General features: G+C 56.2%; 9 protein-coding genes and 1 riboswitch. Of the genes, 7 read left to right on the top strand and 2 right to left on the bottom strand.

The genetic code is table 11. The features are described 5' to 3' along the window. Positions 1-42: 42 nt before the first annotated feature. Positions 43-1,536 carry an MFS transporter gene (locus tag ACFOLF_RS03440; RefSeq protein WP_210039808.1) on the bottom strand — a complete coding sequence of 498 codons (1,494 nt, stop codon included), beginning with the start codon at positions 1,534-1,536 and terminating at the stop codon, positions 43-45. 204 nt (positions 1,537-1,740) lie between these two features. On the opposite strand from ACFOLF_RS03440, the gene ACFOLF_RS03435 reads away from it, so the two are divergent. Further along, entirely contained in the window at positions 1,741-2,343 is a 603-nt protein-coding gene (locus tag ACFOLF_RS03435; protein WP_210039809.1) for a TetR/AcrR family transcriptional regulator, read from the top strand. Positions 2,344-2,592: 249 nt separating this feature from the next. Here ACFOLF_RS03435 and ACFOLF_RS03430 read toward each other — a convergent pair whose 3' ends face one another. Beyond that, entirely contained in the window at positions 2,593-3,213 is a 621-nt protein-coding gene (locus ACFOLF_RS03430) for a biotin transporter BioY (protein WP_210039810.1), read from the bottom strand. A gap of 95 nt (positions 3,214-3,308) precedes the next feature. Here ACFOLF_RS03430 and ACFOLF_RS03425 point away from each other — a divergent pair, with 95 nt between their 5' ends. The 6 genes from ACFOLF_RS03425 (at position 3,309) to atzF (ending at position 13,118) form a co-directional block, all read left to right on the top strand. After that, entirely contained in the window at positions 3,309-4,157 is an 849-nt protein-coding gene (locus tag ACFOLF_RS03425; protein ID WP_210039811.1) for an ATP-binding cassette domain-containing protein, read from the top strand. Continuing rightward, entirely contained in the window at positions 4,154-5,902 is a 1,749-nt protein-coding gene (locus tag ACFOLF_RS03420; protein WP_210039812.1) for an ATP-binding cassette domain-containing protein, read from the top strand. Before ACFOLF_RS03425 ends, ACFOLF_RS03420 begins: the two co-directional genes overlap by 4 nt. Before the next feature lie 105 nt (positions 5,903-6,007). Next, positions 6,008-6,158, top strand: a riboswitch (guanidine-I (ykkC/yxkD leader). A 76-nt stretch (positions 6,159-6,234) separates the two neighbouring features. Continuing rightward, on the top strand, positions 6,235-6,951 hold the full coding sequence (locus ACFOLF_RS03415) for an urea amidolyase associated protein UAAP1 (protein WP_210039813.1): 717 nt from the start codon (positions 6,235-6,237) through the stop codon (positions 6,949-6,951). A gap of 44 nt (positions 6,952-6,995) precedes the next feature. Beyond that, positions 6,996-7,658, top strand: coding sequence for an urea amidolyase associated protein UAAP2 (locus tag ACFOLF_RS03410; RefSeq protein ID WP_210039814.1), 663 nt, complete (start codon positions 6,996-6,998; stop codon positions 7,656-7,658). 28 nt (positions 7,659-7,686) lie between these two features. Next, complete coding sequence (uca, locus tag ACFOLF_RS03405; protein WP_210039815.1) at positions 7,687-11,331, top strand: urea carboxylase; 3,645 nt, start codon at positions 7,687-7,689, stop codon at positions 11,329-11,331. Then, on the top strand, positions 11,328-13,118 hold the full coding sequence (atzF, locus tag ACFOLF_RS03400; protein ID WP_210039816.1) for an allophanate hydrolase: 1,791 nt from the start codon (positions 11,328-11,330) through the stop codon (positions 13,116-13,118). Before uca ends, atzF begins: the two co-directional genes overlap by 4 nt. The last annotated feature ends 356 nt before the right edge of the window (positions 13,119-13,474 follow it).

Raw genomic sequence — 13,474 nt, 5'->3', positions numbered from 1 at the left:
GCGACGAAGGGCGGCTGCGGGCGTTTCTTCTCGCTGAAATGTTTAATCCGCCGCAGATCCATCTGCCTGGGATTTCCTCCGGTTGGCCAGAACAAGGACAAGCGGGAGCAGGATAGCGGTGAGTCCAGCCAGCAAATAAAGACATAGCAGATAGGCGTCGGCATACGATTGTGCGAATGCCTGCGGGCTGACATTAGCAGCGGGACTGCCCAGCGCGTTCAGCCACACGATGCCGATCAGGCCGATGCCGATTGCGAAGGCGACCTGCATGCCAGTCGTCAGGATCCCGGAGGCGGAGCCAATATCGCCAGGACGTATTTTGGAGAGCACGATATTCGTAATCGGAGCAGCGACGAACCCCTGTCCGATACCAAGCACGGCTAGCGCAGGTATCCACTTATAGCCGTTGAAGCCAATTCCCGTTGCATGGACGGACAATGCAAGGGTCAGGAAGCCGAGAACTGTCAAAGCCGAGCCGATGGTCAGCACATGAGGGCCGATTCTGGCGGAAATTCTGGAAGACATAAGGGATGCGGCAAAATACCCGAGTCCCATCGGCAGAATAACGGATCCCGCTTTCAATGCGCTGAAACCGAGTCCCACCTGCAGGAGATAAGCGGTGACCAGGAAAAATGCAGCCTGCGAGCACAGCAGAATAAAGACAATCAGCATGCCGACCGTAAACATTTTATGACGGAACAGCTGTACATTCATGAAAGGCACCCGTCCGTGTTTCAACAGCCTTTTCTCGAACCAGGCGAATACGGCAAGCACGGGTACAGACATAATAAGGCTGATGATCAGCAGGGCTGGCCAGCCTTCTTTTTGTCCTTGAACGAGAGGGTAAACGAGCATCAGCAAGCCGGCTGCGATAAGCACGGCTCCGGAGAGATCAAGCCTGGTCTTGACCGGCTCCTTCGATTCCTGAATGAAGGGAATCATGGACAGGATGATCAGGCCAAGCGGAACGCTGAAGAAGAATACCATACGCCAGTCCAGGTCCCACGGGTTCCAATACAGCAGAAGTCCGCCGATTAATTGACCGCTTGATGCCGCTATTCCCTGAGAGGCGCCGTACAGCCCAAAGACGGAGGCGCGTTTCTCGGCCGGATAATTGACCTGGATCAGAGACAGCACCTGCGGCGAAATCAATGCGGCGCTCAGACCCTGAATGATACGGGCCAGTATAAGCATGTTGACACCGGAAGCGACACCGCACAGCAGCGATGCGAGCGTAAACCCCGCAACTCCAATCATTAGCATCCGTTTCCGTCCGTAGCGGTCACCAAGTCTTCCGCCAATTATCAGGGCGATAGCATAAGCCAGCGTATAGCCGGTTATGACGAACTGCACGCCGGAAAAGCTGGAATGAAGTCCGCTTTGAATGGCAGGCGTAGCCACATTGACAACAAAAATATTGGCGACAGCCATAAAGACGGACAACAGCATCACGCTCAGCATAATACGGGGCCGCGGACGCATTTCTTTCGCCGGGGCAGGGTGAGTTTGTGCGGCTGTTTTTACTAATGTTGACATGGGATCTGCTCCTTTATATCCGTATCCTTGCTTAACGAGGGCCGAATCATGACCCAGGTTGACAGCAGACAGGTTTATTCATAATATGAGAGAGACAGTTCCGTCTCATTCCGTAAATTGAATAATACAGACGGATCTGTACCATGTCAATATTTAAATTTGCCGCGGACGTCTCTGGGGCATGGGGAATGGAGATGTAAATGCATGGAAAAAAAAGAATCTGCCAAGGAGCGCATCCTGCGGACGGCTTCCGCCTTATTTTACAGCGAGGGTGTGCGTGCGGTAGGGATTGACCGTATTATAGAGGAATCCGGCGTGGCAAAAGCCAGCTTCTACCGCAATTTTGCGTCGAAGGACGATCTTGTCGTCGCTTATCTGGAATATCGCCACGGTATCAATATGGACAATATGGACAAGGCGAAGCGCCATTACCCGGATAATCCAGTCAAACAGCTGTATGAACTGCTCCATGGTCTGGTCGTACGGGCGGAGAATGTGGTTTACCGGGGATGTTCGCTCATGAACACCTCTGTGGAGTTTCCGGACAAGGATCATCCCGGCAACAGGAAGGCTGCCGCTTTCCGGCAGGAGCTGTGGGATGGAATTGAGGCGATCGCCCGTGAAGCCGGCGCGAAGGATGCCAAAGCGTTGTCTGCGCAGCTTCGTATGCTAATCAGCGGAGCGATAATGGTATCGTCGATGGACAGGTCGGTCTTTAATGCGGAGGAATTCTCAAATACGCTGCGTTTGTTGATCAATCAACAAATAGACGGAGCAGATACCGCCATGCGGAAGCTGAGCGTCTAATCTTTCCGGTCAACAAGTCGAACCCGGTCCTCAAGGAAATCCCTGGCGGCCGGGTTTATTTTTTGCTTTTATAGAATTATAAGGCTTGAGGGAAGAAGCTAACTCTGCCGCGAAAGACGATAAAGCTGTTTCTTCTTAAAAAATTCAGTAAGTATGAAATTCAGTTTAACCAATAAAAGGCATTTGTGTGGGAAGAAGCCTGCTTCAGCCGCGAGAGGACGGGCATTAGTCGTTTCTTCTTGTTCCTTATTAACGCCGCGCCGCACGCAGCCTGGGAAGAAGTGGCCGCAGGACCGGAATCAGGATGACCGCGATGACGGTTTTGATCGTATCGCCTGTCAGGAACGGGTAACAGCATGCCGCCAAGGCTTTGGCGAGGGAGACATGGGCAAAATGCGCATACCATAAAACACCCGACGCATAGACAAACAGAACGCCAAAGACGATAATGCTGATTATAAGAGCGATCCATTTTAAGGTGGTTAACTTATTGCCGCTGCGGAACACAAGATCGCTGACCCAGCCGATCAGCAGAGCGGCGAATGGAAACATCCAGATAAAACCGCCAGTGGCTCCCAGAAGCACGGACATGCCTCCGCTGCCATGAAGCAGCGGCAGTCCGGTGGCAGTCAGTAGCACGACTAGAGCGATACTCCAGAATCCGTACACGGCTCCGAGCAGCCCGCCAGCCAGCATAACGGCAAGTGTCTGAAGCGTGATGGGGACTGCCGTGTACCAGAGTGGAATTTGAATAAAGCTGAAGGCAATGAATAATGCGGCGAACAGCGCGGTGAATACGATCCCGCGTATCCGGTAGATCGTCCCGGGTTGGGATGCTGAAACAGTTGAGATTGGATTCGATGTGGACATTGTTTAATCCCCTTTCATATGTTAACTTGTTATTTGTTCGAGGTTAACAATTCGCATTTTATCATGGGATCATCAACTTGGGAAGAGTGAATTTTGTGAATGAGCAATTAAAGAATGGATATTTTAAGCTTTCGGGCATTAAGGTCTCTGGAGATCCGGAGGCTGAGGGAAGCTCGGCAAGACTGGAACAAATCGACCTGCTCCTGGCGCCCGGCGAGTGGCTGAATCTGGTCGGCGTGAACGGGAGCGGCAAGACGACACTAGCCCGTCTACTGGCAGGACTCACGATGGAAGGCGTCTATGGGGAGATGGACCGCGGATTCGCCGGCTTCGGGCCGTCGCCTTATGTAATGCAGCATCCCGATGCGCAGCTGTTCGGCGAGAATCCGAGGGAGGAGGTCAGCTTCGCCCTGGAGTGGCGGGGCGTACCGGCTGATGAAATTCCGGACAGGTCTGAACGTATTCTGTCCTGGACGGGGCTGCTGCCAATTGCGGACTGGCCATGGGAGCAGCTGTCGGGAGGACAGCGCCAGCTCGCGGCGGTCGCGGCTTCGGGCGCGGCGGAAACGCCGCTGCTGGTGTTCGATGAAGCGACTTCGATGCTGGACGATGCCTCCCGTGGACGGGTGCAGCAGGTAGCTGGCCGTCTATGCCGCAGCGGAACGGCGGTTGTCTGGGTTACCCAACGGCTGAATGAACTGGATCCTTACTCGCGCGTGGTGGCCTTGGCCGGAGGCAAAATCGTCTATGACGGAGCAGGGCGGCAGTTCCTGCTTGGCGACGGGCTTGGCGGCAAGGGTCAAACACCCTGCGAGCAGTGCGGGCTGCGCTTGCCGTACCTGGCTTCGCTGGCCATTGAGATGAACCGGCTCGGCAAGCTGGATCCCCATTCACCTCTTCCGGTTACGGCGGAAGAATGGCGGGAGGTATTGAAGCGTCCATGAGCGAACAGCTGCTGCCTTTAACGATAGACGGGATTAGATTAACCGATGACAATGACGGGCTGAATCCACAGCGTTCTCCGGGAACAGGGCTGAAATTTGGCCAAGGAACAATTACGCTGGTAATGGGACCGAATGGCGCAGGGAAGACGCGGCTGCTGGAGATGACTGCAGGCTTGAGATTCACGGAAGAATGGAATATTTCCTATGGAGACGAAAGGATGTGGCTTAGGGGCAGGAAGAGCAGACGGCGACGGAATCCAGCCGCGCTTCTTGCATACGGATATGCATCCCAATCGCCGGAGGAGCAGTTATTTGCCCGTTCCGTCGCGAGCGAGCTGCGTTATGTGCTCAAACCCTATAACCTGTCTGAGCAGGAGGAGCGCCGCCGTATAGCTGCAGCCCTTCATGCGGTCGGCTGGGATCATACTTGGCTGGAGAAGGACCCGTATGCCATGAGCGGCGGGGAGCGCAGACGGACGGCTCTCGCTTGCCTGTTCGCCGTTCCCGCCCGATGGCTGCTGCTGGATGAACCGACAGCCGGTCTGGATGCCGCCGGACATGAGCTGCTGGCAGAGCAGCTGAGGCAGCGGGCCGCTGCAGGCCAGGGAATTCTGCTGATTTCTCATGAAAGCGATTGGGCGGCGGCACTCGCGGACAATATTCTGATCATGAGCAGCAGCGGTTCGCCCAGGTTATGCGGCAGGAATGATATAATCGCTCATCCGGAGTGGCTGTCGCAAGCCGGAATGCCAATCCCTGCATGGCTTGAAATCGCACATGAATGGTGGAAAAGAGGCATGCCGGTTGACAAGCTTTGGTCCCCGGCTGATCTGGCGGACGTACTTCCGGTTCTCGGCCGGAAGATGCAGGGTAGCGCTGAAAGCGAAGGGTTGCCGGAAGAGAGCCTGCCTCTGCATGCAGATCAAGCAGATCAAGCAGATCAAGCGCAGCTGCCGTTTGCATTTGCAGCGAGAGCAGGGGCAGCTGCCAGATCAAAATCGCGGCTCCCCTTATTCGATCCCCGATCGGTGTGGCTGTCCTATATACTCGTTTCCAGCGGCATATTTATGCAGAAATCCTGGTCCGGAACCGGATGGTCATTGATCTTGGTGTTAACCGCTATTATCTTATTTCGTATTCCGCTGGCCCGCTGGCGCATTCCGATCATAAGCTTCGGATTCTTTATGATCATGATCTCGATATTGTCGGGTGCGGGGAACACGGCTGGCGGCGGCTGGTGGAACACGGATGCCTTCCTGGTATCGCTCCAATCGCTGGCGCGTCCGTGGCTTGTCATGCTGCTTGGCCTTGGCCTGCCGCTTGCCATAACGCCGCTGCGCCTTCGCCGCTCGCTGGAGCAATTATTTGCCTGGGCGGGACGTGTTCCTCCCTGGGCGCAGCGCCTGATCCTGACGATTACGCTGCTGCTCCGTTTCGTGCCGATTCTGCTGGAGGAATGGGAGAGATTCTCCCGTATCGCCGTTGCCCGGGGCAAAGCCCCGCGGGTAACAATCCTTGGAGCTGTCGGCCAGCTAAGAGACACTGCCATACCTTTCATGCTTGCCCTGTTCCGTCTGGGCGAGCATGCGGCGGATGCCCTGGAGAGCCGGGGAATCGGAACACGCCAGCCGACCTTTATCCGCAGCCAGTTCTGGAAGCGGAGGGATACGTATCTGCTTATCGGATGTTTATTGATTTTCGGATTTTTTTGGATTTGGGCCAAAGGTCTTTTTAACTTTATGTAATAAAACCTTACATGAACATTGACACACCGATTTTCACCTCCTATAATACGGATATCAGCATTCAACAACTGCATATCGGTTCTCCTCCCTATGCGGAATGGAGAACGATAAACTGTCTAGGGTTCCGTTGATTAGGGGTTTCACCGATTTATCGGGCGCTGCCTGCTAGTCAAGTCTGGTCCAAGAGATAGTGTACAAAGGATGTCAGCGCAGCTGCCTCTTTTGTATAACACGGAAGGATAAAAGCCTGGGAGATTGATCTCCCAGGCTTTTTTGTTGTAAATCCGGGGCTTTCAACCGGATAACAGGATGAATATGGGAGGAAATCACACATGGACAAACAATGGAGCAAGACCCTGCCTGCCGGGGGAAAGTGGTCGGCCGTGATAGGCAAGGGCAAGCTGATCCAGCTGACTGCCTTGGGCGGAGGCGCCAATCTATCCATGCTGCTGTACAACGCCAGAGACCTGACCGAGCGCTACAATATGTCCGATACCCTCAAAGCGCAGCATACCTCGCATTTAAGCAAAGGACATGTGCTGATGAGCGACAATGGACTCGCCATGGCAAGTCTGGTTGAGGACGAACTGGGATGGCATGATCCCATCAGCGGTTACACCACACGCCAGCATACGGATATGAAATATGGAGTCACCACCTATCAGGAGCTGCGAAATGACTGGCTGCGCAGCGGGCAGGAGAATTTTGCAGTCGAGCTGCTAAGGAACGGATTGGGCACGAGGGATCTTGTGCCTGTCGTGAATCTGTTCTCGAAGGTAATCTGCGACGCGAACGGCGATATGCACTTCAGCTCCGGTCATTGCGCGGCGGGGGCGAGCGTCACGCTCCGCACCGAGATGGATGTCCTGCTGCTCTTGTCCAACACGCCGCATCCGCTTGATCCTGCCGCCGTCTATCCATCCGTACCGGTTGAAATTAATGTCAGAGCGGCCAGTCCGCTTGAAGCCGATGATTACTGCCTGAACTTCCGGCCGGAGAACCGCCGCGCATTCGAGAATACCTGGGACTATTACGTTCTTTCCACATAAGCTTGAACAGATTAAAGATCCACATTCATGGAGGAGGAAATCTTATGACTGGTTTTAACCGCGCAGAAAGCACGCTTCTTGCTGAAGATGCCATTTATAGTCAAATTATACCCGCAGGTGAGGGCTGGATGCATGAGCTGCTCCCTGGACAGGTGCTGCGGATTGTCGATCTGGAGGGCAACCAGGCTGCAGATACGCTGTTCTATGATGCAGATAACCCGGAGGACCACTACAGCGCTGTCGCTACTATAGCAGGACAAGGCAACATCTATCTCACAACGGGATCTATCCTGCGTTCCGAGTCCGGCAAGGAGCTGCTGTCCATCGTGGCGGACACCTGCGGGCGGCACGATACGCTGGGCGGGTCCTGCTCGGCGCAGAGCAATACTGTCCGTTACGCCCACGACAAGCTGCCGATGCACAACTGCCGCGACACGTTTATGCTGCAGCTTTCCCGGCATGGCGGAGCCTCCTACTCGAAGAGGGACCTTGCCCCCAACATCAATTTCTTCATGAACGTGCCGGTAACGCCTGACGGGGGGCTGGAATTCGCCGATGGGGTCTCGGCGCCCGGCTGTTATGTGGAACTGATATCGCTGTGCCGAACAATGGCGCTCATCAGCAACTGTCCACAGTTGAATAACCCCTGCAATGCCTATAATCCGACGCCGATTCAGCTCTTGATCTGGGACAGCGGATTACAGTAAACAGAGATGACATTGAGGAGTGGACAGTATGTTCAAGAAAATATTAATCGCCAACCGGGGAGCCATCGCAGTCCGTATTGAACGAACGCTGCGCAAGATGGGAATTAGCTCCGTTGCTGTATATACGCAAGCCGATCAGGACAGCCTGCATGTCGAATTCGCGGATGAAGCGGTTTGTATTGGAAGCGGGCCAGCCAAAGAGAGCTATCTGAATGCGGAGCTTATTCTCCAAACCGCTATCGAAACCGGCGCAGAGGCGATTCATCCCGGCTACGGTTTCCTCAGTGAGAACGCTGAATTCGCCCGCTCCTGCCGCGAGCGCGGGATCGTGTTTATCGGTCCTACCCCCGAACAGATGGAGATGTTCGGACTGAAGCATTCCGCCCGGGAGCTTGCAGAGCGCTCCGAGGTTCCTCTGCTGCCGGGAACCCCGCTTATCCAGGAGCTGGAGGAAGCGGTCCGGGAAGCGTCCCGCATCGGGTATCCCGTTATTTTGAAAAGCACCGCGGGCGGGGGCGGCATCGGGATGCGCGTTTGTGCGGATGAGAATGCACTGCGCTCCGCTTATGACGGCGTGCGCCATCTGGCCGAGACGAATTTCAAGAACGGCGGTATTTTTCTGGAGAAATATATAGCCCGGGCCCGTCACGTGGAGGTGCAAATCTTCGGCAACCGCTTTGGCGAGGTAGCAGCGCTCGGTGAGCGCGACTGTTCTATCCAGCGCAGAAATCAGAAGGTCGTCGAGGAAAGCCCCGCACCTCATCTGCCGGAGCATGTGCGTGAGGAAATGTTCGCTTCGGCGAAGCGTCTGGCGGCCGAGACCGGATACCGCAGCGCAGGCACCGTGGAATATCTTTATGATCCGGAATCTCTTGCCTTCTATTTTTTGGAGGTGAATACCCGTCTGCAGGTCGAGCACGGCGTTACCGAGGAGGTGCTGGGCATCGATCTGGTGGAATGGATGGTCCGGGAATCGGCGGATGAGCTGAAGGAAATCCATTCGCTGGTCCGGGGGCCGGTGGGACACAGCATTCAGGCGCGTATTTACGCCGAGGATTGCTTGCAGGATTTTCGTCCGAGCGCCGGCAAGCTGGATAAGGCCGTGTTCACGGAGAATGCCCGCATCGAAACCTGGCTCCGGGACGGTATGACGGTTACGACCCTTTATGATCCCATGCTCGCCAAGATCATCGTTACTGGAAGAGACAGGGAGGAAGCGATTGACAACCTGATCCGTGCGCTGGATGAGACCCGGATTTACGGCATAACGACTAATTTGTTTTATGTGCAGGAGCTGCTGAAAGAAGAGGAAGTGCGGGATGGCCATGTATATACCCAATTGTTAAATGGCTTCCAGCCGTCCGAGCGCGCGGTTGAGGTTCTGGATGGCGGCATACAGACGACCGTTCAGGACTGGCCGGGCAGGGTCGGGCACTGGGATGTGGGCGTGCCGCCATGCGGTCCTATGGACCCACTGGCTTTCCGGACCGGCAACAAGCTGCTTGGCAATCCGGACGACGCATCCGGCCTTGAGCTGACGCTGCGCGGAGGATCGTACCGTTTCCGCGGCGGCATGTGGTTTTGTGTGACCGGCGCCGACATGGATGCGCATCTTGATGAAGAGCCTCTTCCCTTGTACCAACCGGTATATGCCGAGCGGGGCCAGGTGCTCAGCTTCGGTGAAGCAGCCGTTGGCATGCGCGGATACTTGCTTGTCTCAGGCGGCTTCGATATGCCCCGCATCCTTGGCAGCTCTTCCACCTTCACGCTTGGCGGTTTCGGCGGTCATGGCGGCAGGGCGCTGCGCACCGGCGATGTGCTGGCAGTCAGGCAGGCAGCGGATGCCCCTGTCAACCGGGTTGAGCTGGCAGAGAGCCGCCGCCCGCAAATGACACGGGAATGGACGATCGGGGTTATACCCGGGCCGCATTGTACGGAGGAGTATTTGCAGCCCGATTATTTGCAGGAGCTTGCCGCTACAAGTTACGAGGTGCATTTCAACAGCTCGAGGACCGGCGTCCGTCTGAGCGGACCTGCGCCATTGTGGGCAAGGGAGGACGGCGGTGAAGCAGGGCTGCATCCATCCAATATTCATGATAATGCCTATGCCGTCGGAACTCTGGATTTGACCGGGGATATGCCGATTCTCTTGGGGCCGGACGGTCCCAGTCTTGGGGGCTTCGTCTGCCCGGTGACGACGGCCTCAGCCGAGTTCTGGAAGATTGGCCAGCTTCATCCGGGCGACCGGGTCCGCTTCCGGCTGCTTACGCTGGAGCAGGCTGATGAGCTGCGGAGGCTGCAGGACCGGAATCTCGGGTTTATCGGCAGCGGCAGCCGGGAGAAGCTTGTCCCGGCAGAGCTTCCGCTCCAGGTTGAGGGGCTGTCTGCGGACTATCCACTGCTGGTGCAGGAGAAGGGGAACCGCCGCTTTCCGATCACGATCCGCTGCAGCGGCGATGAGAATGTGCTGGTGGAGTACGGCAGCATGGAGCTTGATCTGCTGCTGAGGTTTCAGGCGCATGCCCTGATGCAGGCGATCCAGGAGCGGGATGACATTCCGGTGCTGGATCTGACGCCGGGCATCCGCTCTCTGCAGGTTCATATCGATTCCAAGCGGATAACGGTGCAGGAAGCCTGCCGGATCATTCTGGAGCTGGACAGCCTGCTGCCGCCGCTTGCTTCCATTCGCGTTCCTTCGCGGATCGTCAGACTCCCGCTTTCCTGGGATGATCCGGCGACCCGGCTGGCCATTGAACGCTACCAGCAGAATGTCAGGCCGGACGCTCCCTGGTGTCCAAGCAACCTGGAATTTATCAGGCGTGTGAATGGTCTTACATCCATCGATGAAGTGAAGAGAGTCGTCTTCGACGCGAACTATCTGGTGCTGGGTCTGGGTGATGTCTATCTGGGCGCGCCTGTGGCGACGCCTGTGGACCCCCGGCACCGTCTGGTTACGACCAAATATAATCCGGCCCGCACATGGACGCCGGAGAACGCGGTCGGTATTGGCGGAGCTTATATGTGTGTCTACGGCATGGAGGGGCCAGGAGGCTATCAATTCGTCGGCCGCACGATCCAGATGTGGAATTTGAACCGGCAGAACGCGAGCTTTCAGCCCGGGAAGCCCTGGCTGCTGCGATTTTTTGATCAGATCCAGTTCTATCCGGTAGAGGCGGAGGAGCTGCTTCAACTGCGGGAGGATTTCTCCCGCGGCAGGTTCGAAGCCGATATCACGGAGACGACCTTTGATCTGAACGAATATTTGCAATTTCTGGACTCCATCAGCGAGAGCACGGATACTTTCCGCAAGCAGCAGCAGACGGCTTTTCATGCGGAACGGGAAAGCTGGAGAGAGCTTGGGCTCTCTGAATATATCTCGGAGCATGAGTCGTCAGCGAAGAATGCGCCGGAGGACGAACTTCCGCCGGGCACTACGGCTGTTCGCTGTTCCATGCCCGGCAGCGTGTGGAAGGTGCTCGTCACTCCCGGTCAGGCAGTCCGGAAAGGCGATGTGCTGATCATCGAAGAAAGCATGAAGATGGAATTCTCCCAGCTGGCGCCATGCGACGGCATTGTCGCTGCCGTATTGGTGAAGCCGGGCGATGAAGTGTTTACAGGACAGCTGATTGTAGGGATTACCAATGAAAGCGAAAGCGTGGTGACCGCAGTATGAAACCCTTCCAGCTTCCCCGGGAGCTCACGATAAGCGGGCTGCGGCGGATGTATGCCAGCAAGGAAGCGACGCCGAGGCAGGTAATCGCAGAAATTTTAAAGCGTGCAGACAGGGACAAAGAAATGAATATCTGGATCACTCCTCCGGCGATTGAGCATATAGAGCCTTATCTGGCGAAATTGGATTCGCTTGATCCGGCCAGCTCGCCGCTGTGGGGCATCCCTTTTGCCATCAAGGATAATATTGACCTGGCCGGCATACCGACTACGGCAGGATGCGCGGAATATGCCTATACGCCGGATGACAGCGCGGAGGTCGTTGCGCGGCTCACGGCTGCGGGCGCCATTCCGCTGGGCAAAACGAATCTGGACCAGTTCGCGACGGGACTCGTCGGAACCAGAAGCCCATACGGCGAAACCCGTAATTCCCTGCGGGAAGATCTGATCAGCGGCGGCTCCAGCTCTGGTTCCGCCGTGGCTGTTGCCTGCGGGCAAGCGGCATTCGCCCTCGGTACCGATACCGCAGGCTCTGGGCGGGTGCCGGCAGCGCTCAACCGCCTGGTCGGCTTCAAACCGAGCCTCGGCGCATGGCCGACCAAGGGTCTTGTACCCGCCTGCGCAAGCCTGGATTGCATCACGGTGTTCACGCATAGTCTGGCCGACGCATTATCCGTAGATTCCATTGCGCGCGGCGTGGATGTCACAGACCCGTGGTCCAGAAGGGTGCCTCATCCCAAGGCCCGCCAGCCTGCCCTTATTTACCTGCCGCGCGGGCCGCTCGAATTCTTCGGACCTTATGCGGAGGACTACAGGCAGGCCTGGGAAGCTTCCGTCATGGCATTGGAGAAGCTTAAGATTCCTGTTGACTATATAGACACGGACTTGTTCGCGGAAGCTGCTGAAATCCTGTATGGCGGCCCTTTGGTGGCGGAGCGCTGGGCGAGCCTGGGCGGGTTCGTCGAAGAATATCCGGACGCCATATTTCCGGTAACCGCTCAGGTACTGCGTACCGGAGCAGCAACCCGTTACACGGCGGCATCCGTATTCCAGGCTATGCACAAGCTGCAGCGCCTGAAGCTTGCAGCCGGCGGGCTGCTGAAGGACGCCGTTCTCGTAATGCCGACATGCGGCGGAACCTGGACGCGCGATCAGGTCAGAGAAAATCCCGTCAGCACCAACAGCGATATGGGACGTTATACGAATCACTGCAATCTGCTGGATTTGTCGGCAGTGGCAGTTCCTTCATGTGACGCAGCCGCCGGGCTTCCCTTCGGCATTACATTGTTTGGCCTCTCGGGGGAAGAGGGGATGATTTGCGAAGCTGCGGAGTGGTTCGTTGAGACGGCCGCCGGGCATGCTGCAGTTGATCATTCCGCAGCTCCGGAAGCTGCCGCTGCCATGGAGGAAGCAGCCACGCTGGTGGCGGTTTGCGGCCTGCATATGCGGGGGTTTCCGCTGGAGAAGCAGATGCGCGCATGCGGTGCGCGATTCGTGCGCGAGACGGCAAGCGCAGCGAAATATAAGCTGGTCAAGCTGCCGACAGCTCCTGCCAAACCGGGCATGATCAAAGTGAATGACGGCGGTTCCGCCGTTCTGCTGGAGGTGTGGGAGATGCCGCTTGCCGCATTCGGCTCCTTCGCGGCGTCCATTCCCGCACCCCTTGGGATCGGCAAGGTCGAGCTGGAGGACGGGACGGAGGTTCCCGGCTTTGTCTGCGAAGGGTATGCCTTGTCCGGCGCGGAAGACATCACGGCTTCCGGCGGATGGCGCAATCATATGATGAAGTAATGGCTGATCTCTTCATGAAATACAGCAAGCTGAGGCCGGTGTTCCTCTCTAAGGAGAGGAAGGCCGGCTTTTCTGCGCTTCTGCACTCCTGCTAACGATTCTCTTGCAGCTTGCTCCGGCCTCGTGAAGAACAGCTTGTCAAACGAGGATGCGCGCATTAGGATTGTTGGTAGGTTAGTCGTTTATGAAGATGCATGCGTGGGGACAGAAGAAACCTCATTTGTAATCGGTTGATAAGTGTTTTTTCTACTTTTTTATAGAAAATATAAGTCTCACGCCTATATATTTCTATAAAGTATGAGGGAAGAAACTTACTCGCCAAGCCGTTTCTTCTTAATATATGCTAGAGAAAGGGA

Origin of the sequence: Paenibacillus sepulcri (assembly GCF_042647105.1) — a bacterium.
Taxonomy (GTDB): domain Bacteria; phylum Bacillota; class Bacilli; order Paenibacillales; family Paenibacillaceae; genus Paenibacillus_Z; species Paenibacillus_Z sepulcri.
The sequence above is the reverse complement of the archived record's forward strand: the minus strand, read 5'-3'. Positions and strand labels throughout refer to the sequence as shown.